This is a genomic window from Acinetobacter sp. A3, from assembly GCF_012371415.1.
Taxonomy (GTDB): Bacteria; Pseudomonadota; Gammaproteobacteria; order Pseudomonadales; family Moraxellaceae; genus Acinetobacter.
This window is the reverse complement of record NZ_JAAZQW010000001.1, coordinates 16,290-34,595: the sequence shown is the minus strand read 5'-3', so window position 1 is coordinate 34,595 and position 18,306 is coordinate 16,290. Positions and strand designations below refer to the sequence as shown.

The window sequence follows — 18,306 nt, the reverse complement described above, 5'->3', positions numbered from 1 at the left end:
TTAATTTAAAGGAATCAGTTTATCAGCAAGTGGGTTTTTTAGGTTCTGTGTTTTAGACAGAAACGGCAAATAATATTGTGCTACTTGTTTTTCTGCTTCCAGTAAAGGCATGTGCCCGACATTATTCAAAATAACAGGTGTTTCCGCACGTTTTAATAATGATTGTAATTCTTTGGCCACTTCAACATTAATGATGCGATCTTGCTTACCCCACAAAATTAGGGTGGGTGCTTCGATAGATGCCGTTAAACGGGCAAAAGAGTCGGGGGTATAAATGCGGTTGAGTTTGACAATTTGCTCAATTGCTTTACGGGTTTGCGCTGAGCGAGAAATCAACACTTCTTCTTGTGCATGCTGAATTTGTGATGACATTGCAGGCGGGTTTTGCATGACTTGTCTGGCAACATCAGCTAAGTCCCCATGCTTGCTCACAATTAAATCATTTAAAGATAAAGGATTTTTGGCATAAGGCGTATTGGCATGTTTATAAATGCCTGCACTGTTGAGTAAAAATAGGCTTTGCGTGTCAAAAGGGTATTGTGCTGCGTAGACTGTTGCAATGGAGCCACCTAAAGAATGACCCGCAACGTGTAAGTTTTCTTCACAATCAATCGCTTCAATAAACTGACGTAATTGCGAGGTGACGTTGGGTACAGAATTGTCAAAATGTGATGGGGTTTTGGTGTCACCGCTATTGGGTAAATCTGGAATAATCACATGATAATCTGGGGTTAAAAATTGTGCCACACGGTTCCAATTGTCACGTGTGCCAGCTAAACCATGAATCAGTAAAATGGTCGGTTTGCTGCGTGAACCGCCCTCGTTATAGCTCCAGACCACATCGCCCACGCGAATATTTTTAGCGGTGAGCCCAGCTTGTTTACGCTGTTGCTGAAAGTGTTGCTGTAGCAATTGTAATTCGGTGCTGTTGGCACTGATTGAATTGTTGGTATTTACAGGAATGTTTTTATTTTGATTGGCACTTTGAGCGAAGCAGGACGCGCTTAGACCCAAAGTGAGCAAAGCCACTTGTAGATAGCGTGATCGTAAAAACTGCAACATGAAAAGTCTTCCCCTGACGAACCCAAACAGGCTCCAATGATTAAGGCATTAGATCTTAGGTCTAATTGCGAAAGATTATTGCTTTTATTGTAGATATTTCACCTAGAAAGTCACCCCTTACTTTTTTGATGGTATGGAAACAAATGGTAGAAAATGTGATACATCTCAAGAAAAATGGAAAAAATTTATAACAAAAATCATGAAATAAAAAAGCATAAGCTAATTTTTTGGCAAGTGACATTCACCCAGTCTGGCTTTAGAATATTGCAACTTCAAAGATCGGTGGTAAATCAAGAATGCTAACAGCTCAAGAAGCTTTAGAACGTCTTAAACAAGGAAACCAACGTTTTGTTTCTGGTGACACCAAACATCCTAAACAATTGTCGCACCAACAGCGTGCAGAAATGGCAGAAGACCAAAATCCATTCGCGATTGTTTTAGGTTGTTCAGACTCACGTGTACCAGCAGAAATGGTATTTGACCAAGGACTGGGTGATCTTTTTGTAATTCGTGTTGCGGGTAACGTGGTTGCGCCATCACAAGTGGGTAGCGTTGAGTTCGCAGCAGAGCGCTATGACTGTGCGGTTGTCGTGGTTTTAGGACACAGTCATTGTGGTGCGATTCAAGCCACAATTGATACTTTAATGTGCCCAGATTGTCCACCATCGGCAAATTTAATGTCGATTGTAAACCGTGTTCGTCCTTCAGTTGAAACCTTAATGCAGACTGAACTGAAAAATGACTTAGCAAAATTATCTAAGCATGCTGTACGTTCTAATGTGTTCGCATCGGTGAATCAATTACGTCATGGTTCAGCAGTTTTAGAAAATTTGATTGAACAAGGTCAGCTCAAAGTAGTGGGTGCAGAATATTCACTCGAAACAGGTGAAGTGGTCTTTTTTGATTTTTAATTAAAGCATCACAGCAAACAGATTGTTCTCAAAGGCGCTTACAAAGCGCCTTTGATATATGGATAAGCATTTTTGAGTAATATTGGCTGAGCTTTGGCATTAGGATGAATTAAGTCTTTTTGCATCAACAGTTTATTTCCTGCAACACCCTCTAAGAAAAACGGCAGTAGTTTGATTTTATACTGCTGACTGACCACTTTATAGTTGTTTTCAAAAGCCTTGCCATAGGCTGTGCCATAGTTTGGTGGCATCTTCATGCCAAAAATCACCACTTTTGCCTTAGCTTTTTGGCTGTGCTGAATCAGACTGGCTAAATTTTTTTGAATCATTTGTGGTGGCTGTCCACGCAAGCCATCATTACCGCCTAACTCAATCACCACAACGTCTGGACGATGGGTCTGCAGCAATTTAGGCAGGCGAGCCAAAGCGCCACTGGTGGTTTCGCCACTGACACTTGCATTGACCACTTTATGCTGTTTCGGATACTGTTGGTCTAAACGTTTTTGCAATAAGTGAACCCAACCTTGTTGTGGTTGTATGCCGTAACCTGCACTTAAACTGTCGCCCACAATCATAATGGTTTTTGCAGACAGCGTGAGCGGACTTAAGCATAGCCCAAGTAGTAGCACACGAGAAAGAACACGACTGTTTAGATTGCGATTTTGCATAATGGGAAACGTATGACTCAAAATACCGAAGAATCTAATATCATGCCACAAACCATCATTTCTGCCCAAAATTTGACACAAAAGATACAACTTGCACAAAAACAATTGACCATTTTTGAGAATTTAAACCTTGATATTCAGGCAGGCGAACAAGTGGCCATTACAGGTCGTTCAGGTTCAGGAAAATCAACCTTATTGGGTATTTTGGCAACATTAGATCAGGCCAGCAGTGGAAAATTGGTGGTGTGTGGCGAGTCGATTGCTGAGTTAAATGAAGAACAACGTGCACTTGTGCGTTTAAAGCATATTGGTTTTGTGTTCCAGTCATTTCAGTTATTGCCGCATTTGACAGCATTGGAAAATGTGATGTTGCCGCTACGTTTGCAGGAAAAATTTAAATATGCAGAAGCCGAACAAAAAGCCCTCAACTTGCTTAAACGTGTGGGTTTAGAACGACAGGCACAGCAAACACCGAAAGTACTCTCGGGTGGAGAGCAGCAACGTGTTGCCATTGCGCGTGCTTTAATTCGTGAACCCAAAATCATTTTTGCTGATGAACCAACTGGCAACCTTGATGGTGAAACTGCAACTGAAATTGAACAATTGTTATTTGAGTTGAACCGTGAATTGGGCACCACTTTGGTTTTGGTGACGCATGACCCTAAACTTGCTGCACAATGTCAGCGTCACTATGCCTTGATAGATGGTCAATTAATTGACCAGTCGGGAGGATGAAATGAATGCGCTGTTTCATCCTTTACTCAAGCAAAGCTTTAAAAGCAGCGGTGTGTATTTACTGATTATTGCACTGACTTTAGCTATTAGTGCGACGACTGCTTTAAAATTTAGTAATGAACAAATTCAAAATGCGGTGGCTTTACAGGCTGCTGAAATGTTGGCGGGTGATTTAGTCCTGAGTGACAATGAACCGATTGCACAAGACTGGCAAGATCAGGCCACAGCACAACGCTTACAACAATCGCATGTAACTGTTTTTAGTTCGATGGCACATACCCAAGACCAATTTGTGATGGTGAATGTAAAAGCCATTGATTCGAGCTTTCCGTTACGTGGTGAGTTAAGGGTGAGTCCTGCATCGGGCAAAATTCAGTCGGGTGAAATTTGGCTAAGTCAGCGCGCTATGGATTTGCTACAGGTCAAATTGGGTGAAACTGTAAATATTGCCGATGCTAGTTTTATCATCACTGCAAAAATTGAACATGACTCCAATCAGGAATTGGGCTTTTCAGGTTTTTCACCTACAGTAATTATTACACAGGCAGATGTGGCACGTACCAATGCAATACAAGTGGGTAGTCGTATTGATTACCGTTTGTTATTGGCAGGTGCAGCCCAAGATACCCAGCGGTTTGAACAGTATTTTAAAGCACATTCAGAACAAGCAGATCAGAACGAGCAGATTGAAAATACTGCTCAAAATATGGAAGAACCGAGCAGCTTAAGATTGCGTAATGCCAGTGAAGGCAACACCCGTTTAATGCGTCCAATTGCCAATTTAGATACCTTTTTGCAATTGGCCAATATCCTCACTATTTTACTGTGCGGCATTGCAATTGGTTTGACTAGTCAGCGCTATGTGCAACAAAATCAGGATCATATAGCCTTGTTACGTTGTATTGGTGCGAGTAAAAAGCAAATTTTAACAGCATATCTAGCTTTGCTTGGTTTGGTCTTACTTATTGCAATAGGTATTGGTAGCGGCTTGGGCATCGCTTTGGGTTATACTTTGCTGCAATTGATGTTGCAACTGATTCCACATTTACAGATTCAATTTTCTGCTTTGGCGATGTTGCTAGGACCATTGCCGATTGCCATGCTAACCAGTGCCGTCGTGCTGTTTGGTTTTGTTTTACCAAATTTACTGCAATTACTGAATACTGCACCAATACGGGTGATTCGTCAGCAAGACAAAAATATGCGTGCATGGTGGTGGATGCTGCTTACAGGCACACTCAGCCTGATTGTATTCTGTGTGGTGCTGACCGAGAGTTTATTGCTGAGCGCATGGGTGATTGGGGCAATTATTGGTTTGTGTATCCTGTTATATGCAGTGGTATGGGGAGTGTTAAAACTGCTGCGTAGTAGTAAGGGCAAAATAGCGGCTTATATTCGTGCACCTGCGACAACAGCATTTCAAATTACTGCATTGGCATTAGGACTCAGCTTGATTACGGTACTAGCGGTGTTACGTACCGATTTGCTCGATCGCTGGCAGCAACAGTTACCTGAAGGCACCCCAAATCAGTTTGTTTACGGTTTACCGCCTTTTGATATGCCTGAGCTAAAACAACAATTAGAGCAGCATCAATGGCACAGTACACCATTGTATCCAAATGTGCGTGGGCGTTTGGTCGCCAAAAATGATCAACCTTTTGCCGAAGCATTAATTCAACAGAGCAATACCTTAAGACGTGAACTGAACTTGACCCAATCAGACAGCTATCCTGCCGACAATATCATTGTAGACGGGCAGGCAGATTTCAGTGCTGTCGGACAGGTGTCGGTCGAGGCCAATACTGCAGCAGAACTTGGCATCCAAATTGGTGATCAGCTCAGTTTTAATTTGCCTGAAGGTATCCTACAAGCCAAAGTCATTAATCTGCGCACGGTGGAATGGGAAAGTTTTAGCCCTAACTTTTTCTTTATTTTTTCACCACATAGCATGGATGAAAATGCAGGTAGTTATTTGGGCAGCTTTTATGTGCCCGAGGCCGATAAGCCTAAACTGATTCAATTGATTCAGCAGTTTGCCAATACAGTTTTTATTGATGTCAGTTTAATTTTGGATGAAATCAAACGTATTGTGAATGTGTTGGTACAGATCATCACGATTTTAGCAATTTTGGTGAGTGTGTCCGGGCTGTTGGTTCTGGTGGCTTGCTTAAATTTACTGATGGATGAACGCAAACGCGAAGTTGCTTTGCTACGTTCTTTTGGTAGTTCTAAACAAAAACTGAAACGTATGCTGAGTTTGGAAATTGGCTTTATGGGCTTTATTGCGGGAATTGTAGCGTGTTTATTTGCCGAAGTGATTAGTGCCGTTGCCAGTTACCGTATGGATTTAATGCTACAACCACACTGGGAAATCTGGCTAATTTTACCTGTATTTATGACTGTGCTTTGTGCTGTGATTGGACGCTATCGTTTAAGTTATTTATGTGATATTCCACCACTGCAAAGTTTGAGGGAGATGAATCAGTCCTGATTCATCTCTTATTTGCCATTTCAGATTGCAATGTCGCTTATGTTGAACCTAAGCTGCGCTGCATCATGCTAAGCAACTCTTGCCAAAGTGGTTGAAGCGGGTCAATCAATTGTTGGCAATACCAATAAAAGACAGCACAAGCCACGAAGGCAATCAACATGCCAAATACTGTAAAGAATGTATTCTGTTGAGTACGTTGCCCCATGTGCCAAAGCAATGCCATTGCTGCGCCCATGAGCATGCCACCAATATGGGCAGCATTATTAATGCCGCTAATCATAAAGCCCATGCCTAAGTTCAGTGCCATCACGATGACCAAAGTTTTACGATCTAGCAAAAACTTTTGCCGTGGTAATTTTGGCAGTAAAGCGAATATAGTGAGTGCTGCTCCAAGCCCCATGACTGCACCAGAAGCACCTGCACCTACGCTAGGTAAAAGTTTAGGATTGGCAACACCTTGTTCAAGCAGGGTGTAACTGTCTTGAATACTGACATAGCCACTGAGCAGACTACCCATCAGCCCTGCGCAGAGATATAAAACTACGAAATAGGCACGCCCAAATAACTGTTCGCTGACGCTGCCAAAAATATACAACGCCCACATGTTTAACATTAAATGTACTAAACCAAAATGAAAAAACATACTGCTGAACAGGCGAATGGGTTCCGCCAAAAAGGTTAAAGGTGCATAATCAGCACCCCAGCGTATTGCATCTTGCGGGCTTGGATTGCTAATGTTCATACCGTTGAACACTTGCCATGCAAACAAAGCCACATTGACTGCAATCAGCAGTGCGGTAAACCACCACAAATGAATTTCAGGTTTATGCCGTACAGCAATCGGGGGATGTTGGGACATAGGCTTAAATAGGCTGTCAATAATTCTAAGCTTAACACGAAAAAATCACGCTTCAGGAGCAATGCACTGACATGAAAGCTTTTTTGATACGAACTTTGTTAATTCTTGTCAGCGTGGTGCTTTTGGTTCAATTATGGATTTTTACCAGCTTGGCATGGTGGCGTACACAGCCAGTGCAATCGACCATGATGATGCGCTTGGATTATTGGGCTGAACCAAGTAAACCGATCAAACACGAATGGCGTGACTATGACCAGCTCAGTGATAATTTAAAACGTGCTGTGGTGACTGCAGAAGATGGTAAGTTTATGCAGCATCATGGCTTTGACTGGGAAGGTATTCAGACTGCATTAGAGCGCAACAAAGACGAAGGTAAAGTTGTTGCGGGTGGATCGACTATTTCGCAGCAGTTGTCTAAAAATTTATTTTTATACAACAAGCGCTCTTTTTTGCGTAAAGGGCAAGAAGTGGTAGCCACTTGGATGATGGAACGTATGTGGTCAAAGCAGCGAATTTTGGAAGTTTATTTAAATTCGGTAGAATTTGGCGATAATATTTATGGTGCTGAAGCTGCGGCACAGCATTATTTTGGAAAAAGTGCCAAAAGTTTAAGTCGTGATCAGGCAATTTTCTTGGCGGCTATTTTAACCAATCCTAAATATTTTCAGGAACACCGAAATGCAGGTGCGCTAAAAGCCCGCAAACGTATGGTACAACGCTATATGCGCTATGCGGAAATTCCTTAAACAGCTCACCATTCAAATATAAATTGTGAAAATATCTATAAAGCCTAATTTTTTAGGCTTTTTTTATGAAAATGTCACAAAATTGAAGCATACTTGTAGCAATGCCAAACATTTTATAAAAGCATAGGTGGGTATGAATACGGCAACTGGCGCGACTCCTGCGCAAACAGAATATACATATAATGATCGCTACATTAACCGCGAACTTTCTATTTTAGACTTCCATTTGCGTGTGCTTGAGCAAGCTGTAGATCCATTGCATCCATTATTGGAGCGCATGAACTTCCTGTTGATTTTTTCGCGCAACCTAGATGAATTCTTTGAAATTCGTGTAGCTGGGGTCATGGAACAATTGGATTTGGGCAATGAAAGCCGTAGTCCAGATGGTTTAACACCAAAGCAGGTGTTAGATCAAATTTCTAAAACCGCACATGCTGCCATTGAGCACCAGTACCGTATTTTAAATCAGGAAATTTTGCCAAAATTACGTGAAGAAGATATTTGTTTCTTGCGTCGTGGTGAGTTAACCCCAGCACAATCGGCTTGGGTGAAAAAATATTTCCAAGAACAAGTTGCGCCTGTACTGACTCCAATTAGCCTAGACCCAGCCCACCCATTCCCACGTTTGGTCAATAAAAGCCTGAACTTTATTGTGACGCTTGAAGGGAAAGATGCGTTTGGTCGTCAAATTGATTTAGCGGTTGTGCCTGCGCCACGTTCATTACCACGTGTTGTACGCTTGCCAGATGAACTTACAGGCGGTAAAGAGCATCACGTGATGCTTTCTGCGATCATTCATGAACATGTGTCAGACTTGTTCCCGGGCATGACAGCAACAGGTTGCTATCAGTTCCGTGTGACACGTAATGCAGATTTGGCTTTAAATGAAGATGTTGAAGACTTGGCCAAAGCTTTAAAAGGTGAATTGAACTCACGTCGTTTTGGTCGTGCGGTGCGTTTGGAAGTCACACACAACTGCCCGAAACCAATTTACGAATACTTGCTGAATGAATTCGATCTTGAAGAAGAGCAACTCTATAAGGTCGATGGCCCAGTGAATTTGGCACGTTTACTGTCTAATTTTAAACGCCCACATTTACGTTATGATTCACATACACCTGCCATTCCAAAGGTGCTAAAAAAGTCTGAAAATATTTTTTCAGCAATGCAAAAACAGGACATCCTGCTACATCATCCGTTTGAATCTTTTGCACCAGTGATTAACTTGCTGCGTGAAGCCGCACGTGACCCTCAAGTACTAGCGATCAAACAAACCTTATACCGTAGTGGAGCAGACTCAGAAATTGTGCAAGTCCTTGCAGAAGCTGCACGTAATGGTAAAGAGGTTACTGCGGTGATTGAGTTACGTGCACGTTTTGATGAAGAATCTAACATTGCCGTGGCCAATGTACTCCAAGAAGCGGGTGCTGTTGTGGTATATGGCATTGTGGGCTATAAGACTCACGCCAAAATGATTTTGGTGGTGCGCCGTGAAAACAACAAATTGGTGCGTTATGTGCATTTAGGCACAGGTAACTACCATGCAGGCAATGCGCGTATCTATACAGACTATGGCTTACTGACCACAGACAAAGAGCTGTGTGAAGATGTGCATCGTATTTTCCAAGAGCTGACAGGCATGGGCAAAATGGCAAAACTGAAAAAGTTATTGCACGCACCATTTACCCTGCATGCACAATTGGTCAATTATATTGATGAAGAAATTGCCAACGCCAAAGCGGGCAAACCTGCACAGATTATTGTGAAAGTGAATGCATTGACCGAAATGCAACTGATCAATAAGTTATACGAAGCGTCTCAGGCGGGTGTGCAGATTGATTTAATTATTCGTTCAATTTGCTGTTTGCGTCCAGGTTTACCAGGGCTTTCTGAAAATATTCGTGTGCGTTCAATTGTGGGGCGCTTCCTTGAACATACCCGTGTATATTATTTCTCAAATAATGGTAATCCACGTATTTATTGCTCAAGTGCGGACTGGATGGATCGCAACCTCTTTAACCGTGTCGAAGCATGTTTCCCGATAGAAGATCCTGCATTGAAAAAGCGTATTTATGAACAAGGTTTGCTGACCTATATGCAGGATAATCAACAGGCATGGTTATTACAAGGCGATGGTACTTGGGTGCGTGCTCAACCTGCAGAAGGTGAAACGCCTCACAATGCGCAGCGCTTACTCACTGACAGTATTGTTTAATTCAAAACTTTAAATCAAAATCTGTAAAAAGAGCGATGTTGAACATCGCTCTTTTTTGATCTGAAATTATTTTTATTGGCTCTAGTAAATTGATCTACATTTCAAATATAAGTTTAAGCAAAACAGCAAGTGGCATCATCCACGTTCATGATTTTACGATAAATGCTTTTGACGTAACCATGCACTAATTGTTCTGAGGCATTTAAATTTTCTGCCACTTGTTGTGAGGGCATACCCTGACCAGAAAGCGCTAAAATATCATGCTCAGTTTTAGACAGTGCTAGGGAATGACCCAGAGAAATGATGTGCTGTTCGCATGCTAAGATTTCATTTGCAAGGGTGCGATCAAGCGGAGAGCCGCCCCGTAAGATGGTACGAATCTGCATTTGCATTTCTGCAAAACTCTGATCACAAAAGACATAGGCAGAAATACCTAAGTGAATCGCCTGTAACAATTGTTTGGGCATATTCGAGGGTAATACGGCAACCACTAATGTGTCTTTACGAAAGTGTTTTAAGTTTTGAATAAACTCAATATCTGCTTTTGACCAATCTTGCAGATTAATAAACACAATATTGGGTAAGTGATGCTGCACCATGAGAGTTGCATGCTGTAAAGAAGTACTGCTTAACAGTAATTCTTCTGGGTAGCCAAAATTCATTAAAATATCGCTTAAGTCGTTTAACTGCTCGACGGAATGATCAATCAGTAAAACAGGCACAGGCAAAATCAGATCTCTATGAATCATTGCAAGTACTCCTGTTTTGCTCAATGAAAAAATCTTGATTCTTAATTAACGCTATTTTGCAAAATATTAGGGAGTCTGAATATCCTTGAATATAGTGATTTTTAGCAAAAAAGGTAAATATAAATAATTGTTGTTGCGTATGTTTTTCTAAATATTGTAATTATGTGAGTTGTGTAACAATAATAGGATTCCTTTTAAAGATTTGCACCTAAATATGCAAAAATCAATAAAACAGCAATTTTTTATTTTATTTATATTTTTAAATCACTTAAATCCATAAAAAGGATTGGTGTTTGATAGGTATTATAACGAAGAATAAAAAAGGAGCCGTTTAGGCTCCTTGATTACAACAGCATTTTTATATTGTAGTTTGAGTGATCTTTTGTAAAATTTGTAGCAAAACGTCAAACTCACTGTGTAACGGTGTGCTTTTACGTGTTACCAAAGCTAAAGTACGGCTTGGTGCGGCTTCAATGCTTTTGATTTGTAAATCTGGATTCGATTTAATCATGGCATTATGAATTGCAATTTCAGGTAATAGGGTAAAACCTAAATTTGCAGATACCATTTCAACCAAGGTTGGTAAAGAGCTGGCTTTTAAACGGTGATCATTTTTGCGCTCACCAATTGGGCAGGCACTTAAAGTGTGGTCACGTAAGCAATGGCCTTCTTCAAGCAACATGAGGCGTGATAAATCCAGATCATCTAAAGAATTGGCCTGAGCTGATTTTTGGTCACCCTTGTGATAAACCAAGAATAAGTCTTCTTTCGAAATTTCAGCGACTTTTAAACCACGCGTATCGAATGGTAGTGCTAACACCACCATATCTAAATTGCCATGTTCCAGTTTTTCGACAATTTTCTCGCTTTGAGCTTCGTGCAAATGTAGCTGAATTTTAGGCAGTTGTTTATGCACTTCATCTAACAACTGCGCCAAAATAAACGGAGCAATGGTTGGAATTACACCGAGGTGTAAATCACCCGTGAGGGGTTCACTCATTTCACGGCTTAAACGCATTAAGTCCTGTGCATCTGCGAGCAGAACACGGGCGCGTGCTACGACTTGTTCACCCAATGGGGTTAAACGTACATTCTGTCGATCACGTTCAACTAAAACGCCGCCAAGAAGGCGCTCTAGTTCCATGATCCCGCCCGACAAAGTCGACTGAGTTACAAAAGAACGGCGAGCCGCTTCTGTGAAATGTAACGTTTCAGACAGTGTAACGAGGTATGACAGCTGTCTTAAAGATGGTAATGCAGCCATAGTGTCCTAATGATTATGATTTAAAGTGGTGAGCAAACAGTCCACTAAGATGAGGAATAAAGTGTGGGGGAATATCATGCCCCATTCCTTTAATTAACTCAAACTTAGCGCCCGGAATCGCTTTCGCAACAGCTTTACCATGCCCTGGTGGGAGCAAACGATCCTGCGAACCATGTACCACAAGGGTAGGGTGCTGAATTTGTTTGTCCAGTTGTAGCAACGAGCCTGTACATAATATTGCTAAAAACTGTTGAAGTACACCCGCTGGATAATAACTTCGTTGATATAATTTACGTGCGGTTTGCATGGCTTCGAGTTGGTTCACGTAGCCAGGTGAGCCTATCACCTTAAATAGTTTCAAACTATGATCAACAATACCATTTTCATCCTGCGATTTTGGTCTTTCTAGCAGACTGAACAGTTGTTTAGGAAAGGGTGGTGGTAAAAAAGGCTGATTGTTGCTGGTAAATAATAAGCCTAAATTATTCACTTTATCTGAATATTTTGCTGCAAGGATTTGCGCAATCATGCCGCCCATTGAAGCACCGATGACATCAGTCTTTTCAATGCCCAAGCGCTCTAAAAGTAGCGCTGCATCTTCCGCCATGTCATATAAATTATAAGGCGCGCCTTGGTTTTGTAGCCCTAAGCTAAAACGCCCCATCATTTTATAGGTATTTAGGCGTGGGCCTTTGTGGCGAATTTTAGATGACAGGCCAATATCACGGTTGTCATAGCGGATCACCCGATAACCCTGATCAATCAGAGATTTACAGAAAAAATCGGGCCAATACAACATTTGCGCACCTAGCCCCATGATCAGTAAAATTGGCGGATCTTCAGTTTTACCGCCAATTTCGACATGCAACTCAATTCCATTGCCTAAATCGACCTTGGTTTCGTGCATAAATGCCGTATAAGGCGAAGTATTAAACTGAAGTGCGCTATTCATGTTGTTGTCCTCATTCAAGGCAAAGCCGAAGCCTTGCCCTTATTATTATTTTATTCTGTTATTGGCAATAAGTCTGGCACTAATTTAGTCAAACTCAAGCGTTGTTTAGCCGCAGTTGCTCCTAAAAGTACAAAGCCACGCAGGGTGTCAGTTTGGTCATAAGCTCTAGCAATCATGCCATCATCAAACTCTTCAGTATGCCAGTTCACATCTACCCCAAGTGGTGCAGGTAAAACAGTGAGTGGTGCTGCTGGTGTTTTAACCGCAACAGGCATGGCAGGGTAGTGCACCTGTGTGGTTTCACCATTTAAGGTTTTAGCTAAGGCACGTGCCTGCTGCATAATTGGCATTACATATGGCAAAAGAATTCCATTCACTTCGGCACAGTCACCCACTGCATAGATATCAGCTTGGCTGGTTTCGAGTTGTGCATTGGTCAATACACCACGGCTGGTTTCAATGCCTGCAGTTTTTGCCAGTGCAATATTCGGTTGTAAGCCAATTGCAGACAGAACGACATCGGCAATTAAAGATTGACCGCTGGTAATCGTCACTAAATAGTCGTCATTTTTAATTTTTGAAACTTTTTCAACAGTTGTGCCAAGTACAAAGTGAATGCCTGTTTCTTCTAAATTTTGTTTAAATGCGCTGGCAACATAATCAGGTAGTAAACGCCCAAGAGGTTGGGGCGCAAGGTCAATCACCGTGACTTGATGACCTGTTTGCTGTAAGTCGTTGGCAAATTCACAGCCAATTAAGCCTGCGCCTAAAATCACGACACGTTTGTCTTGGCGTTGTTCGAGCTGTTGGCGGAATGCTGTGTAATCACTTAAGTTATTTACAACATGAATGTCATCGCTGCCATCACCTGCAATGGCTAAACGTACAGGGTTAGCGCCCACTGCTAAAATCAGTTTGGAATAAGGCTGACGGCTGCTTACACCATCTTTTTCAATTTCGAGTACATGTGCTTCTGCATCAATCGCTTTTACCCAAGTCTGCGTTGCAATGCGCATATTGAGTTGGCTTGCCATTTTCTCTGCATCGCCCAAGGCAATTTGTGCAGGTGCTTTATTGCCTGCCAAAGCATTAGACAAGGTTGGTTTCGCATAGTTGGTGGCATCGTCTGCGCAGATCATGAGTAATTCATGTTCTGTATTGAGTTTACGGAATTCGCGAGCAACAGTATAACCTGCCATGCCTGAACCAATAATAACGATAGGATGCATAGGGTGTACTCCAAATTAGGGCATAGAAATAGGCGTTAAAAAAAGACCATGCGGCATGGTCTTTTAATGGTCTTAAACTTCAATCATTTCAAAGTCAGCTTTTGAAACGCCGCAGTCTGGGCAAGTCCAGTCATCAGGGATATCTTCCCACAATGTACCTGCCACAATACCGTCTTGAGGCCAGCCTTCTGCTTCGTCATAAATCCATCCACAAACGATGCATTGATATTTTTTCATTCAATTCTCCATAAACCGATCTTTAAATTTCTAGATCAGCAAAAACTTATCTACGACCAGATACATGATATGACTTTTAGTATATCTATTTGATTAAATTTTTACGCAGTTATACGGCTAAAGTAAAGTAAATAAGCGATTTTAATGTGCTGCACAGCAGATTGAATAGCAGCTGAGGACAAAACTCGACTGAAAAAGCCTGACTTACCTTATTTTCTACAATGAATCAGGGGGGTATCGTGGAAAATTCATCTTATTCGGATTTTTGTGGCTATTTAAGACCTTGGTCGTACAGAATATTAAGCGTAATTTTGATATTTTATAATAGAATTTCTATATGTTTAAATCTTTAAAACAATATATATCTAATTAAATCAATAATTTGTTTCTTTGTTTGGTGCTGTGAGTGCTTGTCTTGCCGATTTGATCACTAGCCTTAATTGAAAATAAACGTTAAAATTCAACCATTCTTTAGTCACATTTCTGATCTTCCATGAGCAATTTGTCTACTTTTTTGTGGTCGCATATTCGTACTGTTCCTCATTTCCCAAAACCAGGCATTGATTTTTATGATTTAACGCCGTTGTTTATGAATAATTTGGATTCATTAACAGATGCGTTAATTGCCAGTATTCCTGCAGAACAATTGGCCGAAGTTGAAAGCTTTATTGCAGTTGAAGCACGTGGTTTTGTGTTGGCAAGTTTGTTGGCACAACGTACAGGTAAAGGTTTAGTACTTGTACGTAAAGCGGGTAAATTGCCGCCTCCAGTGGTAGGTGTAGGTTATAGCTTAGAATACGGTTTAGACCGTTTAGAAATGGCTGCCGATGTAAAATCACAAAAAGTGATTATTGTAGATGACGTACTGGCGACTGGTGGTACTTTAAAAGCAGTAAAACAATTGGCAGAAAAATGTAAGCATCAAGTATTGGGTGCAAGCATTTTCCTAGATTTACCAGATTTGCATAAAGATTTAGGTTTAGAGATTTGGTCTGTGTTAGACAACAAATCTAAACCTGAGCAAGCGGTGGCGTAATAGAAATAAGCATCGCTGCATTTTTTAAGTCATACCGTACTTAAAATGACAGAAAAAAGCCTGATCACTTTATTGGATCAGGCTTTTTTATGGAATCAATGAATAAAAAAGTTATAGCAAAACTATTTGCCCAAATAAGCTTGCTCAATTTGCTGAATACAAGGGTTGATATTTTCTGGATGCAATAAACGATGATGCCCTGACTCGAAGGTAGAGGTCTGCATATAGTTTTCTAAAAATTCTTGTGCTGCGTGCATATCCAGAATTTCATCGCCCAATTCCAAATAAGCCACTTGCGGAATATCGTGTTGTAAATCTGCATCGGAAATTGCAGGGTAATCATCACGAAAGCTTGGCGCTAAACTTGGATTAGCCACCACGCAAGGGATGTGATGGAACAAGGACATTTTGAGTGCCCAGTAGCCCCCTAAACTATGCCCAACCAGAATTTCAGGTTTAATTTTTTGGATGATGTTGTGGTAAAAATCTGCCACTGTTTGATAATTCAGGTTGCGATAATCGACGTTGATGCAAAATTTTTGTTCTGCATCAATGGCATGGAATTTAGTCGATTCCCGAGAGGAATCTAACCCATGTAAAAACAAGACTTTTAAAGCACATGTATTCATTGCCAGATTCACATAGTCGATTATTTTCATAGAACAGATTTCGTAGTACAGATCGTGATTTTTAACTCGGTTTGGCTGAAACTAAAAATAGCGACCAAAAACGATCTTTTTCATCTATTTTCTGATCAATATTGTAGTGCGCTCGGGCAAAGAAAGAAGTTAGCTTTTGGTCTAAGTCAACAAAAAGCTATAAAAGCAAGGGGCAATTAAAAAAATATATAGACCGAGTTAGAGAAGGCATACGAAATCGTGTCTAAATCTGCTATTCTATTGAACTTCTTTTTTTAGTAATTATTCGAGGCAGAGATGACGCAACATAACGCTCAATCGACTTCTGAACCCATTATTTCCGAAAACGATTTAATTGCGCAGCGTCATGCCAAGTTAAAGCAAATTCAAGAACAAGCGCAGGCGAAGGGTACTAGTCCTTGGCCAAATACATTCAAGCGCGAACATTATGCAGAAGACTTACAGGCCCAATTTGCAGAAATTTCTAAAGAAGAAATTGAAGCAGGTGAAAAAGTTTATGTGTCTGTAGCGGGTCGTGTGATGCTGAACCGTGGTTCATTCATCGTGATTCAGGACATGACTGGACGTATTCAGTTGTATGTGGCACGTAAAGAACTCAGTGCTGAAACCTTAGAGACTATTAAAAGTTTAGACCTTGGCGATATTATTGCAGTCAAAGGCTATATTGGTCGTTCAGGTAAAGGTGATTTATATGTTCATATCGAACATTTTGAATTGCTTACCAAATCATTACGCCCACTTCCAGACAAATACCACGGTCTAAGCGATACTGAAGCAAAATACCGTAAGCGTTATTTAGACTTGATCGTAAATGAAGATACACGTAAGACTTTTGAAATTCGTGCCAAAGTGGTTTCGGGTATTCGTGCATTCTTAACCGAACAGCGTTTTATGGAAGTTGAAACGCCAATGATGCATGTGATTCCAGGCGGTGCATCTGCGCGTCCATTTGAAACGCATCATAATGCTTTAGATATGCCATTATTCTTGCGTATTGCACCTGAACTATATTTAAAGCGTTTAGTGGTTGGTGGCTTTGAGCGTGTGTTTGAAATTAACCGTAACTTCCGTAATGAAGGGGTGTCTACGCGTCATAACCCTGAATTTACCATGATCGAATTCTATCAAGCTTATGCTGACTATAAAGACTTGATGGCATTGACTGAGCAAATGCTCGAAAAGTTAGCTTTGGATATTTTGGGTACTACAGATGTGCCATATGGCGAAGAAGTGTATAGCTTCAAAGGTCCATTCAAGAAAATTTCTATGTTTGATGCCATTCTTGAGCATAACCCTCAGTTTACGCCAGACAATGTCAATGACCGTGAATTCTTGGCAAAATTTGTGCAGGAAGAATTAAAAGAGCAAGTGAAACCAGGTTTTGGTTTGGGTAAACTGCAAACCATCGTGTTTGAAGAAACGGTGGAAACACAATTACGTCAGCCGACTTTCATTACTGAATATCCTGCAGAAACTTCGCCTTTGGCACGTCGTAATGATGATAATCCACACATTACCGACCGTTTTGAGTTCTTCATTGGTGGTCGTGAATTGGCAAATGGTTTTTCTGAGTTAAATGACCCGATTGACCAAGCTGAGCGTTTCCAAGCACAGGTTGCAGAAAAAGACGCTGGTGATGATGAAGCAATGCACTACGATGCAGACTTCGTTGAAGCATTGGAATACGGCTTACCACCAACAGCGGGTGAAGGGATCGGGATTGACCGTTTGGTTATGTTGTTTGCCAACGCTGCCAGTATTCGTGATGTGATTTTATTCCCGCACATGCGTCATAAAAACTAAGTCTTAGAGTGTTCTTGTCCAGATAAAAAATAACCTGCTGAAAAGCAGGTTATTTTTTGATTACAACTTAATAATTAAGCGCTTGCCACCAATTTTTTAATCGTAGGGCGTTGACGTTGGCTTGCAAGCCATAAATCATGCTGCATTTGTAAATTCAGCCAAAACTCTGGTGAGGTTTCTAAAGCTTCACTTAAACGAAGGGCCATATCTGCAGAAATTCCAGTATGACCATTCAAAATACGAGATAGGTTTGCACGCGTCACTCCAAGTGCTTGAGCCACCTCAGTCACAGAAGTTTCACCAATATATTCGCGTAACATTTCACCTGGATGAGGTGCATTAAACATCATATTCATCTTTGTACTCCTGCGCTAGAAGCTTAGTGATAATCCAAATAATCTACGATGTAGACATCACCATCTTCAAATTTAAAAATTACTCGCCAATTACCATTTACTGTTAGTGACCACTGATCTTGTAGATTCCCACTCAATTTATGTAAACGCCAATTGGGTGGGGTGCGCAAATCATTCACTGTAGATGCAGCATGTAATGCTGCAAGTATTAAACGTAATTTTGTAGAATGCGCTGCTTGAATACCTGCTGTTGAACCAGTTTGGAAAAAAGCCTGAAGACCTTTATGTTTAAAACTCTTAATCAAGCCTTAGTATCCAAGTGTATTATGTATAT

General features: G+C 41.0%; 18 protein-coding genes. 7 read left to right on the top strand and 11 right to left on the bottom strand.

What is annotated here, in order from left to right; all coding sequences use genetic code 11:
• Positions 1–1,062 carry an alpha/beta hydrolase gene (locus HHA42_RS00180; protein ID WP_168418701.1) on the bottom strand — a complete coding sequence of 354 codons (1,062 nt, stop codon included), beginning with the start codon at positions 1,060–1,062 and terminating at the stop codon, positions 1–3.
• Positions 1,063–1,358: 296 nt separating this feature from the next.
• On the opposite strand from HHA42_RS00180, the gene HHA42_RS00175 reads away from it, so the two are divergent.
• A complete protein-coding gene (locus tag HHA42_RS00175; protein ID WP_168418702.1) occupies positions 1,359–1,973 on the top strand; it encodes a carbonic anhydrase in 615 nt (204 codons plus the stop codon).
• Positions 1,974–2,011: 38 nt separating this feature from the next.
• Here HHA42_RS00175 and HHA42_RS00170 read toward each other — a convergent pair whose 3' ends face one another.
• Positions 2,012–2,641, bottom strand: a complete 630-nt coding sequence (locus tag HHA42_RS00170) for an arylesterase (protein ID WP_168418703.1) — start codon at positions 2,639–2,641, stop codon at positions 2,012–2,014.
• Between the two features lie 12 nt (positions 2,642–2,653).
• Here HHA42_RS00170 and HHA42_RS00165 point away from each other — a divergent pair, with 12 nt between their 5' ends.
• Positions 2,654–3,376, top strand: coding sequence for an ABC transporter ATP-binding protein (locus HHA42_RS00165; protein WP_168418704.1), 723 nt, complete (start codon positions 2,654–2,656; stop codon positions 3,374–3,376).
• Between the two features lies 1 nt (position 3,377).
• A complete protein-coding gene (locus HHA42_RS00160; RefSeq protein WP_168524990.1) occupies positions 3,378–5,867 on the top strand; it encodes an FtsX-like permease family protein in 2,490 nt (829 codons plus the stop codon).
• 37 nt (positions 5,868–5,904) lie between these two features.
• On the opposite strand, the gene HHA42_RS00155 is transcribed toward HHA42_RS00160, so the two are convergent.
• Complete coding sequence (locus tag HHA42_RS00155; RefSeq protein ID WP_168418706.1) at positions 5,905–6,726, bottom strand: rhomboid family intramembrane serine protease; 822 nt, start codon at positions 6,724–6,726, stop codon at positions 5,905–5,907.
• 71 nt (positions 6,727–6,797) lie between these two features.
• Here HHA42_RS00155 and mtgA point away from each other — a divergent pair, with 71 nt between their 5' ends.
• Together mtgA and ppk1 are read left to right on the top strand one after the other, a co-directional pair.
• Positions 6,798–7,472 (top strand): monofunctional biosynthetic peptidoglycan transglycosylase, encoded by a 675-nt coding sequence (mtgA, locus tag HHA42_RS00150; RefSeq protein ID WP_168418707.1) that lies wholly within the window; start codon positions 6,798–6,800, stop codon positions 7,470–7,472.
• A gap of 133 nt (positions 7,473–7,605) precedes the next feature.
• Positions 7,606–9,687, top strand: coding sequence for a polyphosphate kinase 1 (gene ppk1 / locus HHA42_RS00145; protein WP_168461790.1), 2,082 nt, complete (start codon positions 7,606–7,608; stop codon positions 9,685–9,687).
• A 113-nt stretch (positions 9,688–9,800) separates the two neighbouring features.
• On the opposite strand, the gene HHA42_RS00140 is transcribed toward ppk1, so the two are convergent.
• From HHA42_RS00140 to rubA, 5 genes are all read right to left on the bottom strand, one after another.
• Positions 9,801–10,436 (bottom strand): LuxR C-terminal-related transcriptional regulator, encoded by a 636-nt coding sequence (locus tag HHA42_RS00140; RefSeq protein WP_168524989.1) that lies wholly within the window; start codon positions 10,434–10,436, stop codon positions 9,801–9,803.
• Positions 10,437–10,794: 358 nt separating this feature from the next.
• Complete coding sequence (gene oxyR, locus HHA42_RS00135) at positions 10,795–11,700, bottom strand: LysR family transcriptional regulator OxyR (protein ID WP_168524988.1); 906 nt, start codon at positions 11,698–11,700, stop codon at positions 10,795–10,797.
• A 13-nt stretch (positions 11,701–11,713) separates the two neighbouring features.
• The gene (gene estB / locus HHA42_RS00130) at positions 11,714–12,652 is read right to left on the bottom strand and encodes an esterase EstB (protein WP_216075476.1); all 939 of its coding nucleotides are present in this window, start codon (positions 12,650–12,652) and stop codon (positions 11,714–11,716) included.
• Between the two features lie 50 nt (positions 12,653–12,702).
• On the bottom strand, positions 12,703–13,881 hold the full coding sequence (locus tag HHA42_RS00125; protein WP_168419321.1) for an FAD-dependent oxidoreductase: 1,179 nt from the start codon (positions 13,879–13,881) through the stop codon (positions 12,703–12,705).
• A 72-nt stretch (positions 13,882–13,953) separates the two neighbouring features.
• Positions 13,954–14,118 (bottom strand): rubredoxin RubA, encoded by a 165-nt coding sequence (rubA, locus tag HHA42_RS00120; RefSeq protein WP_004972007.1) that lies wholly within the window; start codon positions 14,116–14,118, stop codon positions 13,954–13,956.
• Between the two features lie 493 nt (positions 14,119–14,611).
• Here rubA and HHA42_RS00115 point away from each other — a divergent pair, with 493 nt between their 5' ends.
• Entirely contained in the window at positions 14,612–15,154 is a 543-nt protein-coding gene (locus tag HHA42_RS00115; RefSeq protein WP_168419322.1) for an adenine phosphoribosyltransferase, read from the top strand.
• Between the two features lie 122 nt (positions 15,155–15,276).
• Here HHA42_RS00115 and HHA42_RS00110 read toward each other — a convergent pair whose 3' ends face one another.
• Positions 15,277–15,783 (bottom strand): YqiA/YcfP family alpha/beta fold hydrolase, encoded by a 507-nt coding sequence (locus tag HHA42_RS00110; RefSeq protein WP_168419329.1) that lies wholly within the window; start codon positions 15,781–15,783, stop codon positions 15,277–15,279.
• Positions 15,784–16,089: 306 nt separating this feature from the next.
• Here HHA42_RS00110 and lysS point away from each other — a divergent pair, with 306 nt between their 5' ends.
• Complete coding sequence (gene lysS, locus HHA42_RS00105; protein WP_168461791.1) at positions 16,090–17,616, top strand: lysine--tRNA ligase; 1,527 nt, start codon at positions 16,090–16,092, stop codon at positions 17,614–17,616.
• A gap of 74 nt (positions 17,617–17,690) precedes the next feature.
• On the opposite strand, the gene HHA42_RS00100 is transcribed toward lysS, so the two are convergent.
• Together HHA42_RS00100 and HHA42_RS00095 are read right to left on the bottom strand one after the other, a co-directional pair.
• Complete coding sequence (locus HHA42_RS00100; RefSeq protein ID WP_136144789.1) at positions 17,691–17,972, bottom strand: HigA family addiction module antitoxin; 282 nt, start codon at positions 17,970–17,972, stop codon at positions 17,691–17,693.
• Between the two features lie 23 nt (positions 17,973–17,995).
• Positions 17,996–18,277, bottom strand: coding sequence for a type II toxin-antitoxin system RelE/ParE family toxin (locus HHA42_RS00095; protein WP_168419323.1), 282 nt, complete (start codon positions 18,275–18,277; stop codon positions 17,996–17,998).
• Positions 18,278–18,306 lie beyond the last annotated feature (29 nt).